Source organism: Actinomadura sp. CNU-125 (assembly GCF_001942465.1).
Taxonomy (GTDB): domain Bacteria; phylum Actinomycetota; class Actinomycetes; order Streptosporangiales; family Streptosporangiaceae; genus Spirillospora.
In genome coordinates this window covers 113,714-139,150 of sequence record NZ_MKJY01000111.1, presented here as the reverse complement: position 1 = coordinate 139,150, position 25,437 = coordinate 113,714, and the positions used below count along the sequence as shown (strand labels likewise).

Sequence of the window (25,437 nt, the reverse complement as noted above, 5' to 3'; positions counted from 1 at the left end):
GGACGGCCGGGCGGGGTTTCAGGCGCGCGCGCTCAATCCGTCTTGAGGCCGACGTCCCGGACGAGCTTCGGCGTCCAGATCACTTTGCCGAGGAACCGGTCCGCGTCCGGCGAGGTCACCAACCACACGACGGCCGCGCCAGGCGCGCTCTCCGGCGTCGGCTCGAACCCCTTCCCGGCGATGGTGTCGACGCCGCCCCGCGCCGCCCCCGCGTCCGTCACGACGAACCCGGGATCGAGGTTGAACGCCCGGACGCCCCGCTCCCGGTACTCCGCGTTGACCGCACCCGCGAGCCGTCCGAACGCCGCCTTCGACGCCGCGTACGCCAGCCCCCAGCCGCCCTCTCCGGCGGCGCGGGCGGGTCGGTCGTCGCCGACCCGGAGCACAGGTTCACGATCGTCCCGCCGCCCCGCTCCACCATCCCGGGCAGCACCGCCTGCACCAGCGCGAGCTGATGCAGGTAATTGCCCGTCATCGTCCGCTCCGCCACGTCGACGTCCAGGTCGAGCAGCCGCGCGTGGTTGCCGCCGATGTGCGCGACCGCGTTGTTGACCAGCACGTCCACCCGGCCCCACTCCCGGTGGACGGTCTCGGCCGCGGCCCGCACGCTCCCCGCGTCCAGCAGGTCCATCCGGACGGGCAGCGCCCGCGCCCCGAGCGCCTCGATCTCCGCGCGCGTCCGCGCCAGGCTCCCGGGGACGGCGATGTCCGCGCCCGCGCCGTGCCGCGGCGGGATCCGGCCCGCGCCCTCCTCGGCCGTCCGCGCGGTGAACGCCACGTCGTGGCCCGCGGCGGCCAGCGCCAGCGCCGTCGCCCGCCCGATCCCGCGGCTGGCCCGGTCACGAGCGCGACCGGGTTCGTGTTCGTCATTCAGACCTCCTTACGGCGATCAGAGCCCCACGCGCCGATCCCGCGCGCACCGGTTCTCACTGAGCGGGAAAGCGGCGCGCACGCGGGCGCTCGCTTTGACACGTTTGGCCTTGGACGGCCGTGGCAGGCCGGCGCGGGGCCGCTACTTCGAAGGGATCGAGGACAGTGACGCACATCCGTGGGCTCGGATATCTCAAGGTCCAGACGCAGCACATCGAGCGGTGGCGCGAACTGACGATCGGCGCGCTCGGGTTCGCCGAGGGCACCGGCCGCGACCCGGACGGCCTGTACCTGCGCATGGACGAGCGCCGGCACCGCCTCGCCGTCCTGCCCGGAGACACCGACAAGGTCCTCGCCATCGGCTGGGAGGTGCGCGACCAGTTCGCGCTCGCCGCCGTCCGCGAGGACGTCGAGAAGGCCGGGGTCGAGGTCGCCGAGCTGTCCCTGCGCGACTGCGCCGACCGCGGCGCCGAGCAGGTCATCGCGTTCAAGGACCCGGGCGGCACCCCCGTCGAGGTGTTCTTCGGGCCGATCCTGGACCACTCGCCCGTCCGCACCGGCCAGGCGCAGAAGTTCATCACCGGCGCGCAGGGCATGGGCCACGTCGTGCTGCCCACGCCGCTCCAGCCGGACGCGGTGAAGTTCTACACCGAGGTCCTCGGCTTCCTCCCGCGCGGCGCGTTCAACGCCAGCCGCGACCCGGAGAACCCGATGCGCATCCGGTTCATGGGCGTCAACCAGCGCCACCACAGCCTCGCCATCGCGCCCGCCCCCCACGACGGCGACCCGGGCCTCGTCCACCTCATGGTGGAGGTCGACACCCTGGACGCCGTCGGCCAGGCCCTCGACAACGTCGCCAAGGCGGGCTTCTCGATCTCCTCCACCCTCGGCCGCCACACCAACGACAAGATGGTGTCGTTCTACGTGCGCGCTCCCGGTGGCTGGGACATCGAGTACGGCTGCGAAGGCATGCTCGTCGACGAGTCGTACTACACCGCCGAGGAGATCACGGCCGACAGCTACTGGGGCCACGACTGGTCCGGTTCCGAGCCGCTCGCCGCGTTCACCCCGAAGGGGAAGTGACCGAGTGAGCCGGCGAACCTCCGTGGAACCGGTCGCCGCGGCCGAGATCGGCGACGGCTTCGACCACGAATGCGACGTGCTCGTCGTCGGCTTCGGCTGCGCGGGCGCCGCCGCGGCCTACGAGGCGGCCGCCGCTGGCGCGGACGTCGTCGTCCTGGAGCGGGCGAGCGGCCCCGGCGGCTCGTCCGCGCAGTCCGGCGGCGAGCTGTACCTCGGCGGCGGCACCGAGATCCAGAAGGCGTGCGGCTTCGACGACACGGCCGACGACATGTACGCCTACCTGGAGGCGGCCCTCGGCCCGAACGCCGACACCGAGAAGCTCCGGCTGTACTGCGACGGGAGCATCGAGCACTTCGAGTGGTTCCGCGAGCGCGGCGTCCCGTTCAACGCCACCCTCTACGAGTCGCCGGTCTGGATGCCGATGACCGACGACGGGCTGATGTGGCTGGGCGAGAACTCCTGGCCGTACAACACCCTCGCCAAGCCCGCCCCCCGCGGCCACCGCCCCGCCGCGCCCGGCTTCGCCGGTGCCCTCCTGATGGAGAAGCTCACCGCCGCCGCCACCGAAGCGGGCGCCGTCGCCCACACCGACACCCAGGCCGCCAACCTCGTCATGGACGGCGGCAGGGTCGCGGGCGTCGTGGCGCGCAAGTACGGCGAAACCGTCACCTACCGGGCGCGCAGGGCGGTCGTGATCACCAGCGGCGGGTTCGTCGACAACGAGGAGATGCTCGCCGACCACGCACCGCTCCTGCTCGGGCACGGCAAGGTCAGCGACGGCCTCGACGACGGCTCCGGCATCCGGATGGCGACCGCCGCGGGCGCCGCCGTCCGCCGCATGTCCGTCGTCGAGATCGCCCTCACCGCGCTGCCCGCCATGGTGAACCGCGGAATGCTCGTGGACGGGCTCGGCCGCCGGTTCATCAACGAGGACGTCTACCCCGGCCACTTCAGCGTCCACGCCGTCAAGCACCAGCCCGGCCCCTACTGGACGATCATTGACGAAGAGGGCTTCGAGAGCGTCCCCGAGGCCGACCGGTGGGGCCTGCGGCCCGCGCACGCCGCCGAGACCCTCGCCGAACTGGAGCGGGAACTGGGCATGCCCGCCGGGTCCCTGGAGACCACGGTCGAGACCTACAACCGGCACGCCGAGCGGGGCGAGGACCCCTACTTCCACAAGGACCCCAAGTGGCTCCGGCCGCTCAAGCCGCCGTTCGCCGCGATCGACCCCCGCGCGGGCTTCTTCGACGGCGGCGGCGGCAAGGGATCCGGTGCGGCCGGATTCACCCTCGGCGGGCTGCACACCACCGTCGACGGCGAGGTCCTGAACAACTCCGGCGCCGCCGTCCCCGGCCTGTACGCCGCCGGACGCGCGTCCTCCGGCATGCACGGCGAGGGCTACATCAGCGGCACGTCCCTGGGCGACGGCACCTTCTTCGGCCGCCGCGCCGGGCGCGCCGCCGCACGAAAGGAGAACGAGTGAAGTACGCCGTCCTGGCGCCCGTAGCCGCAGGGGTCACCGCGAACCCCGCCTGGATCGGCGGCTACGCCGAGCACGCCGACGCGTGCGGCTTCGAGTCCCTGGTCGCCGTGGAGCACGCGGTCGTCGCCAGCCGCTACGACAGCGTCTACCCGTACGACTCGTCCGGGAAGATGGAACTCGCCGACGACCTGGACATTCCCGACCCGCTCGACCTCCTCGCCTACCTGGCGGGCCGCACGTCCCGGATCGGGCTCGCCACGGGCGTCCTCGTCCTGCCGAACCACCACCCGGTCGTCCTCGCCAAGCGCCTCGCCACCATCGACGCCCTCTCCGGCGGACGGCTCCGCATCACCGTCGGCATGGGCTGGATGCGCGAAGAGGTCGAAGCCTGCGGCGCCGACTTCGACACCCGCGGCCGCCGCGCAGACGAACAGATCGAGGTCCTGCGCGCGCTCTGGGCCGACACCGCGCCCCACGGCGCGTCCCATGACGGCGAGTTCTTCAGCTTCCGCAACGCGATGAGCTACCCGAAGCCCGCGCAGAAGGACGGCGTCCCCCTGCACGTCGGCGGCCACAGCAAGGCCGCGCCCGCCGCGCGGGCCGCCTCGGCGACGGCCTGCAGCCCCTCGGCGTCGCGGGCGACGAACTGCAGGCGCTGATCAAGCTCATGCGCGACGAAGCCGAGCGGGCGGGCCGCGACCCGGGCGTCCTCCAGGTGACCCTCGGCCACACCCTGGCCAAGGTCACCCCGGAGAAGGCGGAGAAGCTCGCGGCCCAGGGCGCCGACCGTCTCGTCCTGCGCGCCACCGCCACCCAGGACCTCGACGAGGCGAAGGCCGAACTGTCCGCCTGCGCCGAACGTCTCGGCCTTTCGTGACCGTCCTCACGGCGGGCGACCGGATCGACCTGCGCGACCTGGTCGCCCGCTACGCGCTGTACACCGACCGCCGCGACGCGGACGCCATCGCGAACCTCTTCGCCCCCTCCGGGACGCTCGTCCTGCCCGATCCCCCCGCGAAGCTCGGCCCCGCCCGCACGTTCACCGGACGCGACGCGATCGTGCGGGCCCTGTCGACGCTCGACGACGTCCCGGTCACGTCCCACGAACTGGCGGGCGAGGTGTTCGACGCCGAAGGCGACACGGCCACCGGCCACATCACCTGCGTCGCCCACCACATCACCGAACACGACGGCAAGCTCACCGACCTGGCCTGGCATCTGCACTACACCGACGCGTACACCCGCCACGACGGCGCGTGGCGGATAGCCCGCCGCAGCTTGCAGATCGACTGGATCGAGACCCGTCCCGTCCGAAAGGTCCGATCATGACGCGAGTGGCCGTCGTCACCGGCGGCGCCCTCGGCATCGGCGGCGCGATCTCCCGCCGCCTCGCCGCCGACGGCGCCCTCGTGGTCCTCAACGACATCGACCCGGGCGCCGCCGACCGCACCCGCGCCGACATCGAGTCCGCCGGGGGCCGCTGCGTCACCGTCGTCGGCGACATCGTCGACGACGCCACCGTCGCCGACGTCGCCCGCGCCGCCGGACGCGCCGACGTCCTCGTCAACAACGTCGGCGACTTCCGCCCCGCCGCCCCGTCCTTCCAGGACAGCACCCCCGACCAGTGGCAGCGCCTCTACGAGCTGAACCTGCTGCACGTCTTCAAGCTCACCCACGCCCTGCTCCCCGCGATGATCGAGCACGGCTCCGGCGCCATCGTGAACAACTCCACCGTCGAGGCGTTCCGCGGCATCCCGCAGCACCCGGTCTACTCGGCGTTCAACGCGGGCGTCTCGGCCTTCACCCGCAGCCTCGCCGTCGCCGTCGGCCGCCACGGCGTCCGCGTCAACGCCATCGCCCCCGACCTCGCCGACACCGAGCAGACCCCCGCCGCCTGGATGCTCCGCGACTACGACCCGGACCTGATGCACACCTGGGTCCCCATGGCGCGCTTCGGTCAACCCGACGACTACGCCGCCGTCGTCGCCTTCCTGGCCTCCGACGAGGCCCGCTTCGTCACCGGCCACACCATCCCCGTGGACGGCGGCACCCTGGCCGCCTCGGGCTGGTTCGTCCGCGCCGACGACAAGGGCTGGACCAACCGCCCCCACCGCGCCTGATCCACCCCCGAACGCCCCGGCCCGCCAAGCGCGCCGCCGCGTTCGCGTGCGACGTCACCACCGACGTCACCGTGCAGTCGCTCGTGATGTCATGCCGACGCCCCTGCTGACGCCGTCGCCGCACAATCGGCACCCTCAACACTCGCACCCACACTGACCTGGGCATTTGCGCGCAGCCGCACGAAAGGCGAGGCCGCCGGAAGCCGATCTCGACGGCCATGACGTCACCTGGCCCAATCCTCCGACTTGACATGACGTCACTCATGACGCCATGATGACGTCATGGATATCGCGACGTACGTCGAAAGCCTTCGGCGCGACCTGGCCGTCGCGGCCGAGGCGGGAGGGGAGGACGCCCGCGCCCTCGCGGAGCGGCTCACCTCGCCGCTGGAGGCCGCGGTCCGTCTCGTCCTGCTGGAGGCGCTGTCGGACGCGGCAGACGAGATCACCCGGGACCTCGCTCCCGGCTCGGTCGAGGTCCGATTGCGCGGCCGCGACCCCGACTTCGTCGTGACGCCGCCACCCGCGCGCCCGGGCCGCCGCCGGAGGCGCGCAGGGCGGGCTCCGGCAGGCGCTCGCCGGTGCGCTCGAAGTGTCGATGGGCGTCCGGGCGCCGGTGCCCGAGCCGGAGGAGGGCGGCGGCACGTCGCGGATCACGCTCCGCCTGCCGGAGCACCTCAAACCGCAGATCGAGGAGGCGGCGGGACGGATGGGCCTGTCGGTCAACGCCTGGCTGGTCCGAGCCGTGACCGCCGCCCTCGACCCCGGCGGCCCCCCGCAGGACAGAGGCGGGGGACGGCCGATCGGGCGGAACTACACCGGATGGGTGCGCTGACGAGATGCAGACCGACCCCGAAGGACACGAACAAGGTGTCCGCACGTACACGTTCGACACCCCCGACCCGATCGTCGCCGTCGTCGAGGTCGCGGGCGGCATGGTCGTCCTGCGCGCCGGGAACCGTGCCGACACCGTGGTGGACGTGCGGCCGAGCGACCCCACCCGCGACCTCGACGTGCAGGCCGCCGAGCAGAGCCGCGTCGAGTTCGAGGCGGGGCGCCTGACCGTCAAGACCCCCCGCTACAAGGTCCGCTCGCTCGTCGGCAACATGCCATCGATCGAGGTGACGATCGACCTCCCCGCCGGCTCCCAGGTCACCGGCAGGAGCGGGAGCCACTTCCGCGGCGAGGGCAGGCTCGGCGACACCGACCTCGAAACCGCCGCCGGCTACGTCCGGCTGCAGGAGACGGGACGCCTGAAACTGCGCGCCGCCGCCGGTGAGATCTCCGTCAACCGGGCCACCGGCCACATCGAAGTGGTGAGCGCCACCGGGAAGATCCGGCTCGGTGAGATCGACGGGACCGCGACGGTGAAGACGTCCAACGGCGACATCACCGTCGGCACGGTGACCGGGCAGGCGAGTCTCGTCACCGCGAACGGCGACGTCCTGGTCGGCCGTTCGCACGCCGAACTCCACGCGAAGTCCGCGCACGGCAGCGTCCGGATCAGCGAAGCCGCGGGCGGCGGCGCCGTGCTGGAAACCGGCTTCGGCGAGATCGAGGTCGGCGTCCTCGAAGGGACCGCGGCCTGGCTGGAGGTGAACTCCGAGCACGGCAACGTACGAAGCGAACTGGAGGCCGCCGACGATCCCGGCCAGGCCACCGAACTGGTCGAGATCCGCGCCCGCACCCGCTACGCCGACATCCTCGTCCGCCGAGCCTGACCCCCGCCCCCGACAACGATCGAGCGGCGCTCGACCTCGTCCAGAGCCTGACTTGAGCCCCGCCCCCACCACGATCGATCCGCGCCGAACGCGCCGCCCATGACCGGGCGTCCTCGCCGACGCCCCATCTCGGGCTGCCCCGAGAACGCTCGGACGACGACCGCCGGGTCGTCCCAGAACCACCGACACACCTGACCGGCAGGCGCCCGCGGATCGGCACGACGTGCCGGTCCGGGCCCTGCGGACCTCCCGCACCCCTCATTGACTACGGAGAGTAATCACAGTGGAACCCGTCATCACGGCCACCGGCCTACGCAAATCGTACGGCGACAAGATCGTGCTGGACGGCGTCGACCTGCGGGTCGCCAAAGGGACGATCTTCTCCCTGCTCGGCCCGAACGGCGCGGGCAAGACGACCATCGTGAAGATCCTCACCACGCTGATCCCCGCCGACGCCGGCCGGATGCGGGTCGTGGGGCACGACCCCGCCGGGGACGCCGACGCCGTCCGCGCGGCGATCGGCGTGACCGGCCAGTACTCGGCCGTCGACAACCTGCTCACCGGCCGGGAGAACCTCGCCCTGATGGGCGACCTGCACCATCTCGGGCGGGCCGCGTCCCGGCGCCGCGCCGACGAGCTGCTCGAACGGTTCGACCTGGTGGAGGCGGGCCGCAAACCCGCCTCCACCTACTCCGGCGGGATGCGCCGCAGGCTCGACCTGGCGATGACCCTCGTCGGGAGCCCGGCCGTCATCTTCCTGGACGAGCCCACCACCGGCCTCGACCCCCGCAGCCGCCGCACCATGTGGGAGACCATCCGCGACCTCGTCGCGAGCGGCGTGACGATCTTCCTCACCACCCAGTACCTGGACGAGGCCGACCAGCTCGCCGACCGGATCGCGGTCCTCGACAACGGCCGCCTGATCGCCGAAGGCACCGCCGACGAGCTCAAGCGTCTCGTCCCCGGCGGCCACATCGAGCTGCGGTTCGCCGACCCCGCCGCCCTCTCCGCCGCCGCGACCGGCCTGCACGGCGCCGCGCTCGGCGAGGACGAACTGTCCTTGCGGGTGCCCAGCGACGGCGGCGTCCGCTCGATGCGCGAGCTGTTCGCCCGCCTCGACAAGCTGTCGATCGAGGTCGAGGAGATGTCCGTGCACACCCCCGACCTCGACGACGTCTTCCTCACTCTCACCGGCCGGAACGACCAGGAGCCGCAGCGATGAGCACCGTGGCCTACTCCCTGACCGACTCGGCGACGATGCTTCGCCGGAACCTGCGGCGCATGCAGCGCTACCGGTCGGTGATGCTCATCAGCATTGCCGGTGCTGTTCCTGCTCCTGTTCGTCTACCTCTTCGGCGGCACCCTCGGGAACGGCCATCCTGATGGCGAAGGCCGCGGCGGTGCAGGGCACTGCGCGGTGTCGGTCGCGATGGACGTCAAACGCTCCCCGGCTTGAATGCCGGGGCTTGCCGCGAGGTGACGGCGTATCGCCGTAGCCGACCGGTAGGCCGGTTTGACCAGACCCAGCCATCAGCAGAGGAGAGGTGACCTTGATGGCTACGTTGGACACAAGGCAGCAGACCCACCGGCGGGTGCTTCCTCAGCCCGCCGCTCTGGAATCCGCGTCAGTAGACACCCCCGGAGTAGGGACGAAACGGGGCGTGGACGCCGCCGAGGCGGCATCTGGTGTCCACCATGGTCGAGGGGAGACCACCGCCGCCCCACCCGGCGGCGGTGGCGTCACCCCCGGCCCCTCCGGGGCCGGGGAGCAGGGCCGTGAGGCCCGCACACGTCCACCCGCCGTGTTCGTCCTGGACAAGCACGGCACACCCCTGCAACCCACCACACCCGCCCGGGCACGCAAGCTGCTCAATGCCGGACGGGCGGTGGTGGCGCGCCACACCCCGTTCGTCATCCGCCTCAAAGACCGCACCGCCGAACGATCACAGATCGACGGGGTCGAAGTCGGTGTCGACCCCGGTTCCCGGCACACCGGCATCGCGGTGTTCACCGCCCGCGGCGGGGAGCGGCGCGGCCGGTACGCGATCCGGCTCGACCACCGCGGCGCGGCCATCACCAAGAAACTCCGGCAGCGGGCCGCCTACCGGCGTGGCCGCCGCACGCGGAACCTGCGGCACCGGCCGCCCCGCTTCAGCGACCGGGCCCGCCCGTCAGGGTGGCTGCCACCGTCGCTGCGGCACCGAGTGGAAACCACCGTCTCCTGGATCGACCGCCTCACCCGCTGGGCCCCCGTCCGGGCGGTGCACGTGGAGCGGGTCGCGTTCGACACCCACGCCCTCACCGCCGGACGCCCCCTGGAAGGAGTCGAGTACCAGCACGGCACCCTGCACGGCTTCGAAGTCCGCGAGTACCTGCTGGCCAAATTCGGGCGGGCGTGCGTCTACTGCGACGCGGCCGGCGTGCCGGTCAACATCGACCACGTCCACCCCCGTTCTCAAGGCGGGTCGGACCGGGTGTCGAACCTGGTGCTCGCCTGCATCCCGTGCAACCGGGCCAAGAGCGACCGTCCCGTGCAGGAGTTCGCCCCCGGCAGGGCCGCCGCGATCAAAGCCCGCGCGAAGGCGCCGCTGCGGGACGCGGCGGCGGTGCAGTCCACCCGGTGGGTGCTGTGGCGCGCCCTGGACGAACGCCTCCCCACAAGCGTCGGTTCGGGCGGGCGCACCAAATGGAACCGCACCCGCAGCCGGCTGCCCAAATCCCACACCCTGGACGCCCTGGCCGTCGGCACCCTCGACAGCATCACCGGAACCGTCGACACGGTCCTGGTGGCTGGGTGCGCCGGGCGCGGCTCCTACGCCCGCACCCGTACCGACCGGCATGGGTTCCCCCGGTTGCGGTTGCCCCGCGTCAAGGGGTTCTTCGGCTTCCAGACCGGGGACCTGGTCCGCGCCGTCGTCCCCACCGGGAAGAAAGCCGGCACCCATACCGGGCGGGTGGCCGTACGCGCCACCGGCCGGTTCAACATCACCACCGGCACGGAGACCGTCCAGGGCATCGGCCACCGCCACGTCCGCCTCTTGCAACGCGCCGACGGCTACGCCTACACCACCCGACCCGAAACCCGACCCGAACAGCCTGCGAGCCGTGCCGGTCGCCTCGTATCCGCCCAGGGCGGACACACGGCCCCTGCCCTGCTCCGCAGAAGGTCCAAATCCTCTTCGGCCTGAAGGCTGGAGCCTCCTTGGAGAAGAACCGATGAACACTGTGGCCTACTCCCTGACCGACTCGGCGACGATGCTGCGCCGGAGCCTGCGGCGCATGCAGCGCTACCCGTCGATGACGGTGATGCTCATCGGCATGCCGGTGCTGTTTCTGCTCCTGTTCGTCTACGTCTTCGGCGGCACCCTCGGGAACGGCATCGCGGGCGGCGAGGGCGGGCGGGCGGCCTACGTCGACTACGTGACCCCCGGCATCATCCTAATGGCGATGGGCACGGCGGCGCAGGGCACCGCGGTGTCGGTCGCACGGGACATGACCGAAGGCATCATCGACCGCTTCCGCACCATGGCGATCTGGCGCCCGTCCGTCCTGACCGGACACGTCATCGGGAGCGTCGTCCAGGCCGTGATCGGCATCGTGGTCGTCGTCGGCGTCGCCCTGGCGATCGGCTTCCGGCCGGACGCGTCCCCGATCGAGTGGCTGGCGGCGATCGGCCTGCTCATCGGTTTCGCGCTCGCCCTCACCTGGCTCACCGTGGGGCTGGGGCTCGCCGCCAAGACCGTCGAGAGCGCCAGCAACTCCCCGATGTTTCTCATGCTCCTGCCGTTCTTCGGCAGCGGCTTCGTCCCCACCGACACGATGCCCACCGCGCTGCGCTGGTTCGCCGAGTACCAGCCGTTCACGCCCCTCACCGAGACCCTGCGCGGCCTCCTCCTGGGCGCCCCGATCGGAGACAGCGGCGCCCAGGCCGTCGGCTGGTGCGTCGGCATCACGATCTTCGGCTACCTCTGGTCGAAGTACCGCTTCAACCACGCAACTTCTCGCTGACGGTCTCCCGGCCCTGCACCTCTGGTGCGGGGCCGGCTCGCTCGGGCTCGGACACGCTCTGCGGCGGTCGAACGGGAGAGGACAAGGGTGTCTTTTTAGGTAAGGCTTGCCTTATAGTCGCCAGATGAATCTCTCCGGTATCCGTGAGGTGACGTCCGAGGCCGAGCTCCGGAAGATCGTGAAGGAGCCGGCTCAGACGATCTGGGACAAGGACATCGCTCGGATCGATGAGCACGCGCGCACGATCATCGCCCACTCGCCCTTCCTGGCGCTGGCCACCTCGAACTCGGACGGAACCTGTGACGTCTCCCCCAGGGGAGACCCGCCCGGGTCGGTCCTGGTGCTGGACGACCGCCGCCTCGCCCTCGCCGATCGCCCCGGCAATCATCGGGTCGACAACTTCCGCAACGTCCTGCACAACCCGCACGTCGGGCTGCTGTTCATCGTCCCGGGGATGAACGAGACGCTCCGGGTGAACGGCCGTGCCACGCTCGTCGCGGACGCCCCGTTCTTCGATGACATGGTCGTCCAGGGCAAGCGGCCGCGGCTGGCGCTCCTCGTCGAGGTGCAGGAGCTGTACATGCACTGCGCCAAGGCGTTCCTGCGCTCCGCGCTGTGGGAGCCCGAGACCTGGCCCGACCGCGGGAGCCTCCCCACGCTCGGCCGGATCATCAAGGACCAGATGGGCGTCAAGGGAGTTCCCGCCAAGGTGATCGACGCGGGTCTCAACCTGGACGCGAAGAAGAACCGCTACTGAGCTCCGCTACATGACGCCCGGCGACCGGGCACTTCATCGGGAAGCGTCGTCCAGGCCATCGGCATCACGGTTTTCGGCTACCTCTGCTCCGATCACAGGTTTAATCCGCATACCCGGCTGACCGGCACCCTCGGTGCGGGGCGTTGCCGTGCCCGGCGAACTAACCTCCAGGAATGGCGATGTTTCCGGATTTCGGCACGTTGTTGGGGCGGCTGCTCGACCATCGGCGGGTGGGAATCGGGCGGCTGTCGCGGGACGCCGGAGTCTCGGAGGACGACCTGCGGAGCGTCGTCGACGGCGTCCGTCCCGACCCGTCCTTACTGCGGGCGCTGGCTCCGGCGCTGGACTGGCATGCGGCGGACCTGTTCGTGATGGCCGGTCGGCCGGTGCCGGACGCGCTGGCCCCGCTGGACGCGTCCGCTGGGCAGTTCCTCGGCGACCTGGTGACCGACGCCGTCTGCCTCCCGGCCGACCAGCGGTCCCGGTTGCGCGAGCTGGCGCAGGACCTTCCACAGGAGCCGCGCCGAGCGGTTTACGCGGCGTGGAAGGTGTACGACCCGTCCGAGGGAGGGTTCGGTGCGATGGTCGCGAACATGGTGTTCGCCAACCGGAACTTCGGTCGGACGTCGGCGGCGGCGAAGGCTCTCGCGGCCGGTTCGAACGGTCGCATGTACGTGTCGCCCTCCACGATCTTCCGGATCGGGTCGGGCCGGGTCGAGTTGACCGCGGACCGGCTGGCCGGCCTGGCCACGCTGCTCGATGTTCCCGCCGGTGACCTGGCGGCCGTCACCGGCATGCCCGGCGGGAAGCCTCCGGAAGACCTCGCGGCCGCCGATGTGGCCGCGCTGCTGTGGGAGGTGCGGCGGTTGTCCGCCGCGCAGGCGCGGCAGGTCGCCGAACGGGCCGAGGCCATGCGGCGGCTGATCCCCGACGACGCCGTCGACCGGCGGTTCTACCGGCATCGGTCCTACGGGAGTGCTTGCTGAGTCAGGCGTGGTGGCAGGCGATGTGGTGGCCGTCGGCGTGCTCGCGGAGTTCGGGTTCCTCGGTGGCGCAGCGGTCGGTGGCGAGGGGGCAGCGGGTGCGGAAGCGGCAGCCGCTCGGCGGGTCGAGGGGGGACGGCGGGTCGGTGCTCGCCACGGCGGCGGTCGTGCCGGACGCCTCGGGGACGGAGTCGAGGAGGAGCCGCGTGTACGGGTGCAGGGCGGCGCCCGCGAGCGACGACGAGGGCACGACCTCGCAGATCTTCCCGAGGTACATCACGAGGACGCGGTCGCTGATGTTCTTCACCACGGCCAGATCGTGCGCGATGAAGATCATGCTCAGCCGTCGTTCGGCCCGGGTGCGTTCGAGCAGGTTGAGGATCTGGGCCTGCACGGAGACGTCGAGGGACGAGACGGGTTCGTCGCAGATGAGGACGTCCGGGTCCGTCATCAGCGCGCGGGCGATGCAGACGCGCTGGCACTGGCCGCCCGACAGTTCGTGCGGCCGCCGGTCGCGGACGGTCGCGGGGTCGAGCCCGACCGCGCGCAGGATCTCGTCGACGCGTTCGGCGGACGGGCGCGCGCCGCGGATCGTCGGGCCCTCGGCGACGAGGTCGCGGACGCGGCGGCGCGGGTTCAGCGCGGCGACCGGGTTCTGCAGGATCATCTGCATGCGTTCGCGCTGTTCGCGCAGCCGGGCGCGGGGCAGCCCGGTCAGTTCGGTGTCGCCGAGGCGGACCGAACCGGACGTCGGCGGCGGCAGCTGCAGGACGCGCGTCCGGCGCTGGACTTCCCGCAGCCGGACTCGCCGAGGATGCCGAGGGTCTCGCCGTCGAGGAGGTCGAAGCTGACGCCGGAGACGGCGTGCACGGTGCCGCGTCCCGCGGAGAACTCGACGGTGAGGTCGCGGACGGCGAGGACGGGTGCGGCGTCGGGGCGCAGGTGCGCGGTGCCGGTTCCGGCCATCAGGCGCCTCCTCGTGGGTGGTGGCAGGCGAACGCGCGGTCGCCGGACGGGACGAGCGGTGGTGCGTCCGCGCGGCAGGCGTCGGTCGCGTACCCGCAGCGGGGCGCGAAGCGGCAGCCGGGCGGCGGGGCGGCCATGTTCGGCGGGGCGCCGTCGATGGCCCGCAGGATCGTGTGGGGCGGGTCGTGCAGCTGGGGGATCGAGGCGAGGAGGGCTTCGGTGTAGGGGTGGCGCGGGTCGTCGAAGAGGGTGCGGGCGGGGGCGAGTTCGGCGAGCCGTCCCGCGTACATGACGGCGACTCGGTCGGCGCGGCCCGCGACGACCGCGAGGTTGTGGCTGATCAGGACGATCGCGGTGCCGAGTTCGGACTGCAGCTTCCCCAGCAGGTCGAGGATCTGCTTCTGCACGGTGACGTCGAGGGCGGTGGTGGGCTCGTCGGCGATGAGGAGGTCGGGTTCCCCGGCGAGGGCCATCGCGATGACGACGCGCTGCCGCATGCCGCCGGACAGTTCGTGCGGGTACTGGCCGAGGCGGCGGCGGGGCTCGGGGATGCCGACGAGGCGCAGGAGTTCCTCGGCGCGGGCGCGCGCGTCGGCGCGGGAGCGGCCGTGCCGCCGCAGGCTCTCGGTGAGGTGCCGGCCGATCTTCTTGACGGGGTTCAGTGCGGTGCCCGGGTCCTGGAACACCATGCCGACGCGGGTGCCCCAGAGGCGGCGGCGGTCGGCGGGCGCGAGCGCGTGCACGTCCGTGCCGTCCAGCACGACCCGTCCGGTGACGGTCATGTCGGGCCCCGTGGTGTAGAGGCCCATGACGGTGCGGCCGAGGACGGATTTGCCCGACCCGGATTCCCCGACGATGCCGAACATCTCGCCCGGGGCGACGGTGAAGGAGACGCCGTCGACGGCCTTGAGGGGGCCGCGCGGGGTGGCGATCTCGGTGCGCAGGTCGTCGACCGTGAGGAGGGGATTCATCGTCGCTCCTAGAGCTTCGCCTGCCGGGGGTCCCACCGCTTGCGGGCCTTCTCGCCGACGAGGTTGAACGCGAAGACGGTCAGGAAGAGGGTGATGCCGGGGACGAGCACGATGTGCGGGTGGTCGGTGAACGCGTTGTTCTGCTCCCCCTCGGCGATCATGTTGCCCCAGGACGGTGCGGGCGGCTGGACGCCGAGCCCGAGGAAGCTGAGCGACGCCTCGGCGACGATCAGCACCGACACCATGACCATCCCGTAGGACGCGAGGGGCGGCACGACGTTCGGGAGCAGTTCGCGGGTCGCGATGCGCCACCGGGACGCGCCCTGCATCTCCGCCGCGAGGACGAACTCGCGCTGCGCGAACGCGAGGGTGTTCGCCCGCGCCATCCGGATCATGCTGGGGATCGCGAGCAGGGACAGGGCGATCGCGATGTTGGTCAGCGTCGGTTCGAGCACGGTGCCGAGCGCGATCAGCAGGATGAGCGGCGGCACCGCCAGCAGCGAGTTGGTGAGGACGCCGACGGGCGCGTCGGCGCGCCGCAGGTATCCTGCGGCGATCCCGACGGCGCCGCCGACGATCATCCCGATGAGGACGGCGCCGAGCGACACCACGAGCGACGAGCGCGCCCCGTAGACGAGGCGGCCGAGCAGGTCGAGCCCGAAGTTGTTCGTGCCGAGCGGGTGCGCGGTGGACAGGTCGGGGACGGCCATGCCGGGGGAGTCGAGGGTCGCGACGATGTCCTGGTGCTCGCCGAGCGGCAGCACCGGGGCGAGGAGTGCGGCGCCGACGAGGGCGATCAGCCACGCGCCGCACAGCCAGAACAGCAGGTCGAAGCCGGGGCCGAACAGGGCCCGGCCGGTGCGGTCGAGGCCGGCGTAGGACGCGGCGAGGCCGACGAGGACGGCGGCGAGCTGCGGCCATCCGGTGCCGGCGAGCACCGTCACCGACGCGCCGAGCACGGCGAGCCCGGGGACGGCGACGGCCGGGCCGATCCAGCGTGCCGGGCCGGTCCCGGGTGCCGAGAGGATGGAGGCGTCAGACATGGGCCCGCCTGATTCGTGGGTCGAGACGTCCGTAGGACACGTCGATCAGCGCGTTCACCAGCACGTAGATGAGGGCGATGACCAGCACCGCGCCCTGCACCGTGGGGACGTCCCCGGCGTCGGCCGCGCCGATGATCAGCGTGCCCATCCCGGGCAGCGCGAACAGGTGCTCGACGATCACCGTGCTGCCGATGAGCCGGCCGAGGCTGACGCCGAGCAGGGTGACGAGCGAGAACGAGGACGGGCGCAGCGCGTCCCGCAGCAGCACGTGGACGGGCGGCATGCCCTTGGCGCGGGACGCGAGGATGAAGTCCTCCCGCAGGGTGGTGATGAGGTCGCCGCGCAGGACGCGCGTGAACGTGGCGACCTCGACGAGCGCGATCGTCAGCGCGGGCAGGATCGCGTGGTAGAGGTTGTCGCCGAGCCCGTCGGAGAGCCGCGCCCATTCGAGCCGCGGGAACCAGCCGAGCCGTTCGGCGAACAGCGCGATGAGCAGCATCCCGGCGAGGAAGCTCGGCACCGACAGGATCGCGAACGTGCCCGCGCTGACGAGCCGGTCGACGCGTCCGCCCGCGCGGTACGCCGACCACATGGCCAGCGGCACGGCGACGGCCAGCGCGATGAGCAGCGCCAGGACGGCGAGTTCGATGCTCACCGGGAGTGCGGCGCCGATCCGTCCGGCGACGTCGTTGTAGGGCGGGACGAACGAGGTGCCGAGGTCGCCGGTGACGGCGTCCCCGACCCATCGCGCGTACCGGGCGGGCAGCGGGTCGGTCAGCCCCATCTCCGCCCGCTGCGCCTGGTATTCGGCGGGCGTGTGGCCCTCGCCGAGGACGGCCACGGCGGGGTCGCCGGGCATCAGATCGACGAGCGCGAAGGCGCCCATGCTGACGACGAGCAGGACGAGCACCAGCTCGACCAGCCGTCTCACCGCGTCGCGCACGCTCACCTCCGGTTCAGTCTCGCGCGAGCCACGCGTCGTCCAGCAGGACCATGCTGTTCACGGTTCCGGTGACGCCCCGGACGCGTTCGGGCCAGGCGATCAGCTCGGGCTGCGGCCCGAGCGCGAGCGCGGGGACGTCCTCGTTCCACTGCTCCTGGATGCGGCCCATCACGGCGCGCTGCTCCTCCTCGCCTTCGGCGCCGCGCAGTTCCTCGATTAGCGCGGACATTTTCGGTGTGGTGGCCATGCCGACGGTGAGGTTGCCCTTGGCGTGCAGCGTGGCGTACATCCGGGCGAACGGCCCGGCCTCGCGCCAGCTGATGCCCCAGCCGGACACGTCGTAGGTCTTCTTCACCGACACCTTGGTGATCTGGTCGGCGATGGACCGGACGAGGTCGAGTTCGACGTCGAAGCCGACGTTCTCCAGCATCGCCTTCGCGGCGAGCGCGGTGGTGCGGGACGCGGGGTCCTGTGCGTCCAGCCAGGTGACCTTGCCGTCGTAGCCGTCGGCCTTCGCCGCCGCGAGCAGTTCGCGCGCCTTGCCGGGGTCGTAGGGGAGCGGCTCGGCGTCGGTGTGCCAGCGGGAGAACTCGGGGAACAGCGCGTTGCTCGCCAGGCCCGTCCCCGGGTAGGCGCGCCGGTAGATCACCTCGGGCTGCATGGCGAGGTGCATGGCCTTGCGGACGCGCGGGTCGGCGCCGGGGTGGCCGGGGGTGGCGTTGATGACGGCGGTGTTCCCGAGCGAGACCATGTTGAGGTATCCGGAGTAGCCGGCCTTCAGCGCGTCCTGGACGATGACGGGGTCGCGCAGGACCGCGGCCTGGATCCGCCCGCTGTCGAGGGTGGCGAGGGCGCGTCGGGGTCGTCGACGTAGACGAGCCGGACGCGGTCGAGGTGCGGGCGGCCGTCCCGATACCGGTCGTTGGCCTTGAGGACCATCTCCTCGTCCGGCGCGTACCGTTCGAACGTGAACGGACCGGCGCCGACCGGCTCGAACTTCTCGCCCTTGTCGGACGACTTCGCGACGATCATCCCGGGTCCGCTCGTCAGCATGAACGAGAAGGACGGCCAGGAGTGCGCGAGTTCGAACACCACGGTCCGGTCGTCGGGCGTCTTGACGGCCCGCACGTTCTCCTTCCACAGCGCGGCCTCGTCGGCGCCCTTGCGCACGTACCGGTCCAGGCTCCATTTCACGGCGGCCGCGTCCAGTTCGGTGCCGTCGCTGAACTTCACGCCGTCGCGGAGCTTGAGGGTCCAGGTGGTGCCGTCGTCGGCGGATTCGAGGCTTTCGGCGAGTTGCGGGACGACTTCGCCGCTCTCGGGGTCCCAGCGCATGAGGACGTCGTAGACGGCGGCCATCTCGATGCCGCCGGTGGTCCCGGCGACGATCGTCTCGGCGGGGTCGAGGAGCCCGGCTTCGGCGTAGGCGGCGACCGTGAGGGTGCCGCCGTCCACGGGCGTCCCGCCCGGCTGCTTCCCGATCATGCCGACGCGGTACTCGGCGGGCCGGACGTCCTCGCGGACGGTTCCGCCGCCGGACTGCCAGGCGCACGCCGTCGCCGCCGTCGCGACGGCGATGAGCCCGGCGGCGTGCCGGAAGCGTCTGCTCGCGGAAGTCTGCACGTCCCTCCAGGTGGTGGCCGTCGGGCCGCGTTTCCTGCGGTCCGAAACGCCTTCAAAGGCGGGACCGAGACAAACAGCACATCCGGCGCCGGACGGAGCGGGTCCCACTCAGTGGGATCACCTTCCGCCGCCCCCGGCCTCCTGCCGGACGCTGCCTGGACGCGTCGGCGAAGGAGGAGCATGGCCGAGGACAGGGTGCTGGGCGACGACCGCCCGGCGGACGATCCGACGTTCGCCGAGCTGGTCGCGGCGCGCGGCGGCGACGACCGGACGGGCCTGTCGTTCGAGGACCGCTCGTGGACGTGGCGCGAGGTCGTCGCGGAGGCCCGGCTGCGGGCAGGGCTCGTCCGCGACCTGCGCACCGGCGCCCCGTCCGCCGGGGAGCCGGGGGCTTGGCATGTCGGGTTGTTCCTCGACAACGGGCCCGATCACCTGTTCTGGCTGCTGGGGGCGGCGCTCGCCGGGGTCGCGGTGGTGGAGCTGAACCCGACGCGGCGCGGCGCCGAGCTGGCGCGCGACATCGCGCACACCGACTGCGGCGCGGTCGTGACCGAGACGGCGCGGGCGTCGCTGCTCGACGGCCTGACCGGCGTGCCCCCGCTGGTCATCGACACCGGCGAGCACACCGGACGGCTCGCGCGCACGGAGCCGCTCGACGGGGTGCCGGGTGCCGATCCGGCCACCGTGTTCTGCCTGATCTTCACGTCCGGGACGACGTCGGCGCCGAAGGCGGTGGTCTGCAGCCAGGGACGGCTCGGCCGCATCGCCGTCCAGCAGGCGGCGCGGCGCGGCCTCGGCCGCGACGACGTGTTCTACGTGGCGATGCCGATGTTCCACTCGAACGCGCTGATGGCGGGCATCGCCCCGGCCGTCGCGACCGGCGGGCGGCTGGTGCTGCGGCGCCGCTTCTCGGCGTCGGGGTTCCTGCCGGACGTGCGGCGGTACGGCGTCACGTTCTTCAACTACGTCGGCAAGCCGCTCAGCTACATCCTCGCGACGCCGGAGAAGCCGGACGACGCGGACAATCCCCTCCGTATCGCGTTCGGCAACGAGGCGGCGCAGCGCGACATCGACGCGTTCACCGAGCGGTTCGGGTGCACGGTCATCGATTCGTACGGGTCGAGCGAGGGCGAGATCCGCATCGGGCGCGTCCCCGGGACGCCGCCGGGCTCGCTGGGCGTCGCGGAGGAGGGCGTGATCGTCGCCGACCCGGAGACCCTGCGCGAGTGCCCGCCCGCCGAGTTCGACGAGCACGGTCGCCTCACCAACTCCGGCGACGCCGTGGGCGAGATCGTCGACACGCGGGGCGGCGCGCGCTTCGAGGGGTACTACCGAAACCCGGAGGCGACGGCGAAGCGCGTCCGGAACGGGTGGGTGTGGTCGGGCGACCTGGCCTACCGCGACGCGGACGGCTACTGGTACTTCGCGGGGCGCGGCGACGACTGGCTGCGCGTGGACGGCGAGAACTTCGCCGCCGCGCCGCTGGAGCGGCTGCTCGCCCGGTTCGACGGGTTCGTCGACGTTGCGGTGTACGCGGTCCCGGACGAGCGCGTCGGCGACCAGGTGATGGCGGCGGTGACGCTCGCGCCCGGGCGCCCGTTCGACCCGGCCGGGTTCGCCGCGTTCCTGGCGGGGCAGCCCGACCTGGGCACCAAGCAGGCGCCCAGGTACGTGCGCGTGATGGCGGAACTGCCCCGCACCCCGACGAACAAGGTCGTCAAGCGGACCCTGCGGGACGCGGCCTGGACGACCGGCGATCCGGTCTACGTGCGCCGATCGGACGAGTTCGTCCCGCTGGAGCCGGTTCGTTGACCTGCGGCGTGTTGCCCTTATGAGCGACCGGATAAGGGCAACACGCCGCAAGTCAACGTCAGTTCTCCACGGGCTCGAACACCCAGAGCTGGTGGTCGTGGTCGGCGCGCTCGGGGACGAGGAAGGCGTTCTCCTCGTCGTCCTGCCAGGTGAGGAGCTGACCGTCGGTGGCGAGCGAGATCACGTAGCGGTCGTCGCCCGCGTGCGTCGCGTACCAGAGGGTCGGCTCCTCCTCGCACGAGCGGATCGCGAGGTTGCGCGGCCACACTTCGGCCGGGTCGACGCCCAGGCAGTCGTCGGGTTCCGCGCGGATGATCTGGATGCCGTCCGACATGAGGCGGAAGCGCCAGACGGTGTCGCAGGAGCCGACCGTGGCGAGCGCGTCGGCTTCGGCGGCGCTGTTGAGGCACTGTTCGCCGTCGCCCGTCCCGATCAGGTAGTCGCCCGGCGGGTAGGGCTCGGCGTACGCGGCGGGTCCTGTCAGGACGACCGCGACGGCGGCCCCGAGACCCGTGGAAACGGCGGCGGAAAGGACGGCGGGCAGGCGAAAACGCATGGTGACACCTCCGGATTCGAACGGCTGATCACCATGAATCACATCCCGGAGCGACCTTGAAGTCAATACTCGACGTGGTCAACCGATTGCACTACGTATGCGTCCATGCGAGCCGCCCTACGCCCGCCGTCCCGGCTATTTGCCGGATTCGGGCGGGAGCATCCGCTTCATCGCCTCGTGCGCGCCCGCGACCTTGTCCGCGCGCGGGAAGCCGCTGCGCTTCTGCGCGGCCTGGTAGTTGCCGCCGGCGACCCAGACGGGTCCGTCGCCGAGGTGTTCGAGGCCCTCGCGGGCGACGTCGTCCGGGTCGGCGACGTTCATGCCCGGGATGTCCATGTTGAGGCCGGCACGTTCCATCGCGGGCGTGCGGGTGACGCCGAGCACCAGCTCCAGGACGTCCACGCCGTGCTCGCGCAGTTCGAGCCACAGGCCCTCGGCGAACACGCGCCCGAACGCCTTGACCGCCGAGTACACGCTGATCTGCGCCTGGCCCATGTATCCGGCGAGCGAGCCACCAGCAGGATGCCGCCGCGTCCGCGCTCCTTCATCGGCGCGGCGAAGTGCTGCGTCAGCGCGAGCTGCGCGGTGATGTTGAGGTCGATGACGCCCTGGAAGCGGTCGAGGTCGCCGGTGACGAACTCGTGCCCGTAGCTGTTGGCGCCCGCGTTGAAGATCAGCAGCCCGACCTCGATGTCGTCGGTGACCTCCCGGACGGCCTTCACCGGGTCCGCGGCGACCAGGTCGAGTTCCAGCGTCCGGACCTGCACGCCCTTCTTCCGGACGGACTCGGCGGTTTCGGCGAGCGGGCCGGGCTTGCGGGCGATCAGCACGAGGTTGACGCCCGCGTCCGCCAGCCGGTGCGCGAACGCGGAACCGACGCCCTCCGAACCTCCGGCGACGACGGCCCACGGCCCGTACTTGTCGATCATCCTTCTCCGTCCAGGTCGGGAGTCCACGCGACTCCGTTGATGTGCGAACCGCCGTCCGCGAACAGCGTGTTGCCGGTCAGGTAGCGGGCGTCCTCGCTCGCGAGGAACAGCGCGACGGGCGCGATGTCGTCCTCGGGGTCGCCGAGCCGGCCCATCGGGTTGGCGGCGTCGGCGGCGGCCTCGATCTCGGGATGCTCGGCCACCGTGCGGCGGAACGCCGCGCTCTTGGCGCCAGGGCAGAGCGCGTTGACGACGACGCCGGTCGGCGCCCACTCGCGCGCGGCCGTCCGGGTCAGCGTCCGGAGCGCCTCCTTCGCGGAGTTGTACTCCAGTGTGCCGACGTGCGCGTTGACGCCGTTGAGCGAGCACATGTTGATGACACGGCCCCAGCCGCGCGCCTTCATGTGCGGGAACGCGGCCTGCATCGCCCACAGCGGCCCGTAGTAGCCCATCGCGAAGCCCCGCGCGAGCTGCTCGTCGGTCTTGGTCTCGACGCGGCTCGTCGTGCCCGCGCCCCACGCGTTGTTGACCAGGACGTCCACCGAACCCCACGTGTCGACGGCGGTCGCGACCATCGCCTCGACCTGCGCCTTCACGGTCACGTCGGTGTGGACGAACCGGGCGTCGGCGCCGAATTCCGCGGTCAGCTCCGCGGCGGCCTTCGCACCGGCGTCGGCGTTCAGCTCGGCGACCAGGACGCGCGCGCCCTCGGCGGCGAACCGGCGCGCGACGCCCCGCCCGATGCCGTCCCCGGCGCCGGTGACGACCGCGACGCGCCCGGCGAGCCGCCCCCGGGGCCGCCGCCCCGGAGCGTCAGTCATCGAGGACCTCGATCTTCCCGTTGAGCGCCGCCTCCTGGATCGCCGAACGCAGCGCCGGGCACGTGCCGTGCTCGTCCTCGTCCAGGCCGGTGCACGCGGCGCGCGCCTCGGCCGTCCACTGGATGCTGGTCTGCTCCCAGCTCGCCTTGCGCGCCAGCACCTCCCCGGCGCAGCGGCGGCACCGGACGGGGCGCAGCGGCGCCCCGTCCAGCCGCTCGTCGGAGCGGACCGTCACGCCGTGGCCTCCTCGGCGTCCATCCGGGCCATGTTCGCGTCGACTTCCTTCTGCCACGACTCGACCGGACGGGTCGTGTCGATCTCGTACTCGAACCGGTCGGTCATCTCCGGCGTGACGTCGGCGACGTCGGTGTAGAACTGCTCGTACCAGCGGCGGAGCTGGTAGACGGGGCCGTCCTCCTCGCACAGCAGCGGGTTGTCGATGCGGGTCTTGTTCTTCCAGATCTCCACGTCCTGCTGGAAGCCCGCGAGGATGAACGTCGACAGCTTCTCCGCGGTCGCCTCGGCGGCGGCGGGCGGCAGCGCCTCGCTGTGCTGGACCATGATGCCCGAGTGCAGCGAGAACGAGTTCTCGTCGATCGGGTAGTGGCAGTTGATCAGGACGGACTTCAGGTCGTAGCCCTCGTAGTGGTACGTGAGCTCGTCGATCATGAAGGACGGGCCGTGGTACGTCGCGATCGAGGTGTTGCCGAGCATCCGGGGCCCGCCGCCGCCGCTGCTTCCCTCGCGCTGCCGCCGGGAGTCCTCCCGGGTCACGCCCTTCATGATCTGCGTCGCCTCGTGCCCTCGAACACGTTCTTGAAGAACGTCGGGAACGACTGGTGGATGTAGAAGAAGTGCGCCATGTCGACGACGTTGTCGATGACCTCGCGCGCGTTGGTGTGGACGACCTGCTCCGTCCAGCGCCAGTCGGTCCAGTCGTCGCGGGTGGCGCCCTCCATGACGGGGATCGTCACGTCCGCCGGGGGCTGCTTGCCCTCCGGGTCGTTCCAGACGAACAGGAGCTTGTCCTGCTCCATGGTCGGCCAGGCGGCGGTGCGCGCGCGCAGCGGCACCCGACGCGAGTACGGGATGCCCTTACAGCGGCCGTCGCCGCCCCAGCGCCAGTCGTGGAACGGGCACGCGATCGTGTTGCCCTTGACGGTGCCCGCGGACAGGTCGCCGCCCATGTGCCGGCAGTAGCCGTCCAGCACGTTGATCTTGCCGTCCTCGCCCATGAACACGACGAGCTTCTGGCCGAACCCGTTGATCGTGTGCGGCTTGCCGTCCTTGAACTTCTCGGCGAGGCCCAGGCAATGCCATCCTCGGGCGAACCGGCTGGAAATCGCCTCGGCCTCGATGCGGCGGATCGCGTCCGACTCGGCAGCGGTCACGGTGGATCATCCCTTCGGCTATGGACGAGATGTCCGAACGCTATGTCGCAGGTCACGACCTACGGGGGCCGGTCCCGCTGGCCGGGACGTTTCCGCACGCCCGTCCGGCGGCGCGTGGTCTGCTGCACGAACGGACAAGGAGGGCAGATGAGCAGTGAAGTCCTGGACAGCGTGCGCGAACTGCTGCCGGGCATCGCCGAGAAATCCCGGGCCGTGGACGACAAGGGCCGCATTCCCGCCGAGACCGTCCGCGGGCTGACCGACGCGGGCGTGTTCCGCATGCTGCAGCCCGCCCGGTACGGCGGCGCGGAGGGCGATCCGTCCGACTTCTACGCCGTCGTCCGCGACGTTTCCGGAGCCTGCGGATCCACCGGCTGGGTGACAGCCGTCCTCGGCGTCCACTCCTGGCACCTCGGCCTGTTCCCCGACGCGGTACAGCGCGAGGTGTGGGAGAACGACCCGGACACGCTCATCGCCTCCTCCTACGCCCCGATCGGGCGGCTCGTCCCGGTCGAGGGCGGTTTCGAGATCTCCGGCCGGTGGGCGTTCTCCTCCGGCTGCGAGTTCGCGTCCTGGGTCCTGCTCGGCGGCCTGGTCGTCGGCGCCGAGGGCCGGCCCGTCGACTTCATGACCGTCCTGCTGCCCCGCGCCGACTACGAGGTCCGCGAGGTCTGGGACTCGATGGGCCTGCGCGGCACCGCCAGCGACGACATCGTCGTCGACCGCGCGTTCGTCCCGGCGCACCGCGCGATGCGCAACTACGACCAGGCGCGGCTCCGCGCCCCCGGCCACAAGGTCAACACCGGCCCCCTGTACCGGCTCCCCTTCGGGACGATCTTCACCACGACGGTCTCGTCCAGCGTGATCGGGATGGCCGCCGGGTGCTACCGCTCGTACGTGGCGCAGATGCGCGACCGGATCCGGCTGAGCCTCGGCGGCGGCCGTTTCGTGGAGGACGAGTTCGCGCAGGTCGCCGTCGCCCGCGCCGCGTCCGAGATCGACGCGGCCGTCCTGCAGACCGAACGCAACGTCCGCGACATCTACGGCCACGCGGTGCGCGGCGAGGAGATTCCGATGGAGTCGCGCCTGCGCGCCCGCCGCGACCAGGTGCGCGGCACCGAACGCGCCATCGAGGCCATCGACATCCTGTTCAAGACCGCGGGCGGGAACTCGCTGCGCCGCGGCCACGTGATCGAGCGCGCCTGGCGCGACGCCCACGCGGGCAGCGTCCACGTCGCCAACGACGTCGAGCGCGCCCTGTCCATGTACGGCCGCGGCCAGTTCGGCCTCGCCGTCGAGGACAACCTCGTCTGAGGACCCCGGCCGGCGCACCGCCCGCCGCCCGATGTGAACGGGC

27 protein-coding genes and 4 pseudogenes are annotated in these 25,437 nt (G+C 71.8%); 16 read left to right on the top strand and 15 right to left on the bottom strand.

The features are described 5' to 3' along the window. Window positions 1-32 precede the first annotated feature (32 nt). On the bottom strand, window positions 33-221 hold the full coding sequence (locus tag BJF79_RS60000; RefSeq protein ID WP_262402048.1) for a hypothetical protein: 189 nt from the start codon (window positions 219-221) through the stop codon (window positions 33-35). Then, on the bottom strand, window positions 218-823 hold the full coding sequence (locus BJF79_RS15075; protein WP_410050086.1) for an SDR family NAD(P)-dependent oxidoreductase: 606 nt from the start codon (window positions 821-823) through the stop codon (window positions 218-220). Before BJF79_RS15075 ends, BJF79_RS60000 begins: the two co-directional genes overlap by 4 nt. 212 nt (window positions 824-1,035) lie before the next feature. Here BJF79_RS15075 and BJF79_RS15070 point away from each other — a divergent pair, with 212 nt between their 5' ends. From BJF79_RS15070 to BJF79_RS15015, 14 genes are all read left to right on the top strand, one after another. Beyond that, window positions 1,036-1,953, top strand: coding sequence for a VOC family protein (locus BJF79_RS15070; protein ID WP_075898031.1), 918 nt, complete (start codon window positions 1,036-1,038; stop codon window positions 1,951-1,953). Window positions 1,954-1,975: 22 nt separating this feature from the next. Continuing rightward, window positions 1,976-3,436, top strand: coding sequence for an FAD-dependent oxidoreductase (locus BJF79_RS15065; RefSeq protein ID WP_075898029.1), 1,461 nt, complete (start codon window positions 1,976-1,978; stop codon window positions 3,434-3,436). Then, window positions 3,433-4,095 carry a TIGR03619 family F420-dependent LLM class oxidoreductase gene (locus tag BJF79_RS15060; protein WP_262402046.1) on the top strand — a complete coding sequence of 221 codons (663 nt, stop codon included), beginning with the start codon at window positions 3,433-3,435 and terminating at the stop codon, window positions 4,093-4,095. Before BJF79_RS15065 ends, BJF79_RS15060 begins: the two co-directional genes overlap by 4 nt. A gap of 8 nt (window positions 4,096-4,103) precedes the next feature. Beyond that, entirely contained in the window at window positions 4,104-4,313 is a 210-nt protein-coding gene (locus tag BJF79_RS59995; protein ID WP_262402045.1) for a hypothetical protein, read from the top strand. Beyond that, window positions 4,310-4,765 (top strand): nuclear transport factor 2 family protein, encoded by a 456-nt coding sequence (locus BJF79_RS15055; protein ID WP_075898027.1) that lies wholly within the window; start codon window positions 4,310-4,312, stop codon window positions 4,763-4,765. The genes BJF79_RS59995 and BJF79_RS15055 overlap by 4 nt, the downstream gene beginning before the upstream one ends. After that, complete coding sequence (locus BJF79_RS15050) at window positions 4,762-5,556, top strand: SDR family NAD(P)-dependent oxidoreductase (RefSeq protein WP_075898025.1); 795 nt, start codon at window positions 4,762-4,764, stop codon at window positions 5,554-5,556. The genes BJF79_RS15055 and BJF79_RS15050 overlap by 4 nt, the downstream gene beginning before the upstream one ends. Before the next feature lie 598 nt (window positions 5,557-6,154). Continuing rightward, window positions 6,155-6,391 carry a CopG family transcriptional regulator gene (locus tag BJF79_RS59990; protein ID WP_262402044.1) on the top strand — a complete coding sequence of 79 codons (237 nt, stop codon included), beginning with the start codon at window positions 6,155-6,157 and terminating at the stop codon, window positions 6,389-6,391. Window positions 6,392-6,395: 4 nt separating this feature from the next. After that, window positions 6,396-7,277 (top strand): DUF4097 family beta strand repeat-containing protein, encoded by an 882-nt coding sequence (locus BJF79_RS15040; protein ID WP_075898023.1) that lies wholly within the window; start codon window positions 6,396-6,398, stop codon window positions 7,275-7,277. A gap of 283 nt (window positions 7,278-7,560) precedes the next feature. Then, window positions 7,561-8,499, top strand: a complete 939-nt coding sequence (locus BJF79_RS15035; RefSeq protein ID WP_262402043.1) for an ATP-binding cassette domain-containing protein — start codon at window positions 7,561-7,563, stop codon at window positions 8,497-8,499. A gap of 99 nt (window positions 8,500-8,598) precedes the next feature. Further along, window positions 8,599-8,733 carry a hypothetical protein gene (locus BJF79_RS59985; RefSeq protein WP_262402042.1) on the top strand — a complete coding sequence of 45 codons (135 nt, stop codon included), beginning with the start codon at window positions 8,599-8,601 and terminating at the stop codon, window positions 8,731-8,733. A gap of 205 nt (window positions 8,734-8,938) precedes the next feature. After that, window positions 8,939-10,465 (top strand): RNA-guided endonuclease IscB, encoded by a 1,527-nt coding sequence (iscB, locus tag BJF79_RS15030; protein WP_262402041.1) that lies wholly within the window; start codon window positions 8,939-8,941, stop codon window positions 10,463-10,465. Window positions 10,466-10,493: 28 nt separating this feature from the next. Then, window positions 10,494-11,285: an ABC transporter permease gene (locus BJF79_RS15025; RefSeq protein ID WP_075898019.1), complete on the top strand. Its 792-nt coding sequence runs from the start codon at window positions 10,494-10,496 to the stop codon at window positions 11,283-11,285. 124 nt (window positions 11,286-11,409) lie between these two features. Next, window positions 11,410-12,042 carry a pyridoxamine 5'-phosphate oxidase family protein gene (locus BJF79_RS15020; RefSeq protein ID WP_075898017.1) on the top strand — a complete coding sequence of 211 codons (633 nt, stop codon included), beginning with the start codon at window positions 11,410-11,412 and terminating at the stop codon, window positions 12,040-12,042. A 179-nt stretch (window positions 12,043-12,221) separates the two neighbouring features. Then, on the top strand, window positions 12,222-13,028 hold the full coding sequence (locus tag BJF79_RS15015; protein WP_143219938.1) for a hypothetical protein: 807 nt from the start codon (window positions 12,222-12,224) through the stop codon (window positions 13,026-13,028). Between the two features lies 1 nt (window position 13,029). Here the strand turns inward: BJF79_RS15015 and BJF79_RS15010 are convergent, their stop codons facing one another. From BJF79_RS15010 to BJF79_RS66890, 6 genes and pseudogenes are all read right to left on the bottom strand, one after another. Then, complete coding sequence (locus BJF79_RS15010) at window positions 13,030-13,734, bottom strand: ABC transporter ATP-binding protein (protein ID WP_262402070.1); 705 nt, start codon at window positions 13,732-13,734, stop codon at window positions 13,030-13,032. A 5-nt stretch (window positions 13,735-13,739) separates the two neighbouring features. Then, a complete protein-coding gene (locus tag BJF79_RS59980; RefSeq protein ID WP_262402040.1) occupies window positions 13,740-13,991 on the bottom strand; it encodes an ATP-binding cassette domain-containing protein in 252 nt (83 codons plus the stop codon). Next, the gene (locus BJF79_RS15005; RefSeq protein ID WP_075898015.1) at window positions 13,991-14,962 is read right to left on the bottom strand and encodes an ABC transporter ATP-binding protein; all 972 of its coding nucleotides are present in this window, start codon (window positions 14,960-14,962) and stop codon (window positions 13,991-13,993) included. Before BJF79_RS15005 ends, BJF79_RS59980 begins: the two co-directional genes overlap by 1 nt. An 8-nt stretch (window positions 14,963-14,970) precedes the next feature. Next, the gene (locus BJF79_RS15000; protein ID WP_075898013.1) at window positions 14,971-16,005 is read right to left on the bottom strand and encodes an ABC transporter permease; all 1,035 of its coding nucleotides are present in this window, start codon (window positions 16,003-16,005) and stop codon (window positions 14,971-14,973) included. Continuing rightward, entirely contained in the window at window positions 15,998-16,948 is a 951-nt protein-coding gene (locus BJF79_RS14995; protein WP_262402039.1) for an ABC transporter permease, read from the bottom strand. Before BJF79_RS14995 ends, BJF79_RS15000 begins: the two co-directional genes overlap by 8 nt. A gap of 13 nt (window positions 16,949-16,961) precedes the next feature. Then, window positions 16,962-18,283 (bottom strand): annotated as a pseudogene (locus tag BJF79_RS66890) (ABC transporter substrate-binding protein). A gap of 468 nt (window positions 18,284-18,751) precedes the next feature. On the opposite strand from BJF79_RS66890, the gene BJF79_RS14985 reads away from it, so the two are divergent. Then, window positions 18,752-20,383 (top strand): AMP-binding protein, encoded by a 1,632-nt coding sequence (locus tag BJF79_RS14985; RefSeq protein WP_075898009.1) that lies wholly within the window; start codon window positions 18,752-18,754, stop codon window positions 20,381-20,383. A gap of 58 nt (window positions 20,384-20,441) precedes the next feature. Here BJF79_RS14985 and BJF79_RS14980 read toward each other — a convergent pair whose 3' ends face one another. From BJF79_RS14980 to BJF79_RS14960, 7 genes and pseudogenes are all read right to left on the bottom strand, one after another. Then, window positions 20,442-20,939 carry a hypothetical protein gene (locus BJF79_RS14980; RefSeq protein ID WP_075898007.1) on the bottom strand — a complete coding sequence of 166 codons (498 nt, stop codon included), beginning with the start codon at window positions 20,937-20,939 and terminating at the stop codon, window positions 20,442-20,444. 135 nt (window positions 20,940-21,074) lie between these two features. Then, window positions 21,075-21,275, bottom strand: a complete 201-nt coding sequence (locus tag BJF79_RS59965; protein ID WP_262402074.1) for a hypothetical protein — start codon at window positions 21,273-21,275, stop codon at window positions 21,075-21,077. Between the two features lie 72 nt (window positions 21,276-21,347). After that, window positions 21,348-21,434, bottom strand: a pseudogene (locus BJF79_RS66885) (short-chain dehydrogenase); the annotation flags it as partial. Between the two features lie 77 nt (window positions 21,435-21,511). Continuing rightward, window positions 21,512-21,868: pseudogene (locus tag BJF79_RS14975) on the bottom strand (SDR family NAD(P)-dependent oxidoreductase); the annotation flags it as partial. Continuing rightward, entirely contained in the window at window positions 21,865-22,689 is an 825-nt protein-coding gene (locus BJF79_RS14970) for an SDR family NAD(P)-dependent oxidoreductase (RefSeq protein ID WP_075898005.1), read from the bottom strand. The pseudogene BJF79_RS14975 and the gene BJF79_RS14970, both read right to left, overlap by 4 nt. Beyond that, window positions 22,682-22,924 carry a ferredoxin gene (locus tag BJF79_RS14965; protein WP_075898003.1) on the bottom strand — a complete coding sequence of 81 codons (243 nt, stop codon included), beginning with the start codon at window positions 22,922-22,924 and terminating at the stop codon, window positions 22,682-22,684. The genes BJF79_RS14970 and BJF79_RS14965 overlap by 8 nt, the downstream gene beginning before the upstream one ends. After that, window positions 22,921-24,080: pseudogene (locus BJF79_RS14960) on the bottom strand (Rieske 2Fe-2S domain-containing protein). The gene BJF79_RS14965 and the pseudogene BJF79_RS14960 overlap by 4 nt, the downstream one beginning before the upstream one ends. Before the next feature lie 147 nt (window positions 24,081-24,227). On the opposite strand from BJF79_RS14960, the gene hsaA reads away from it, so the two are divergent. Beyond that, window positions 24,228-25,394 carry a 3-hydroxy-9,10-secoandrosta-1,3,5(10)-triene-9,17-dione monooxygenase oxygenase subunit gene (gene hsaA, locus BJF79_RS14955; RefSeq protein ID WP_075898129.1) on the top strand — a complete coding sequence of 389 codons (1,167 nt, stop codon included), beginning with the start codon at window positions 24,228-24,230 and terminating at the stop codon, window positions 25,392-25,394. The last annotated feature ends 43 nt before the right edge of the window (window positions 25,395-25,437 follow it).

Excerpts from the sequence above, each read along its gene's own strand:
- BJF79_RS59995 (WP_262402045.1), top strand. The coding sequence starts at position 4,104 with ATGCGCGACGAAGCCGAGCGGGCGGGCCGCGACCCGGGCGTCCTCCAG.
- BJF79_RS15050 (WP_075898025.1), top strand. The coding sequence starts at position 4,762 with ATGACGCGAGTGGCCGTCGTCACCGGCGGCGCCCTCGGCATCGGCGGC.
- BJF79_RS59990 (WP_262402044.1), top strand. The coding sequence starts at position 6,155 with ATGGGCGTCCGGGCGCCGGTGCCCGAGCCGGAGGAGGGCGGCGGCACG.
- BJF79_RS15040 (WP_075898023.1), top strand. The coding sequence starts at position 6,396 with ATGCAGACCGACCCCGAAGGACACGAACAAGGTGTCCGCACGTACACG.
- BJF79_RS15025 (WP_075898019.1), top strand. The coding sequence starts at position 10,494 with ATGAACACTGTGGCCTACTCCCTGACCGACTCGGCGACGATGCTGCGC.
- BJF79_RS15020 (WP_075898017.1), top strand. The coding sequence starts at position 11,410 with ATGAATCTCTCCGGTATCCGTGAGGTGACGTCCGAGGCCGAGCTCCGG.
- BJF79_RS15015 (WP_143219938.1), top strand. The coding sequence starts at position 12,222 with ATGTTTCCGGATTTCGGCACGTTGTTGGGGCGGCTGCTCGACCATCGG.
- BJF79_RS59980 (WP_262402040.1), bottom strand. The coding sequence starts at position 13,991 with ATGGCCGGAACCGGCACCGCGCACCTGCGCCCCGACGCCGCACCCGTC.
- BJF79_RS15005 (WP_075898015.1), bottom strand. The coding sequence starts at position 14,962 with ATGAATCCCCTCCTCACGGTCGACGACCTGCGCACCGAGATCGCCACC.
- BJF79_RS15000 (WP_075898013.1), bottom strand. The coding sequence starts at position 16,005 with ATGTCTGACGCCTCCATCCTCTCGGCACCCGGGACCGGCCCGGCACGC.
- BJF79_RS14985 (WP_075898009.1), top strand. The coding sequence starts at position 18,752 with ATGGCCGAGGACAGGGTGCTGGGCGACGACCGCCCGGCGGACGATCCG.
- BJF79_RS14980 (WP_075898007.1), bottom strand. The coding sequence starts at position 20,939 with ATGCGTTTTCGCCTGCCCGCCGTCCTTTCCGCCGCCGTTTCCACGGGT.
- BJF79_RS59965 (WP_262402074.1), bottom strand. The coding sequence starts at position 21,275 with ATGGACATCCCGGGCATGAACGTCGCCGACCCGGACGACGTCGCCCGC.
- BJF79_RS14970 (WP_075898005.1), bottom strand. The coding sequence starts at position 22,689 with ATGACTGACGCTCCGGGGCGGCGGCCCCGGGGGCGGCTCGCCGGGCGC.
- hsaA (WP_075898129.1), top strand. The coding sequence starts at position 24,228 with ATGAGCAGTGAAGTCCTGGACAGCGTGCGCGAACTGCTGCCGGGCATC.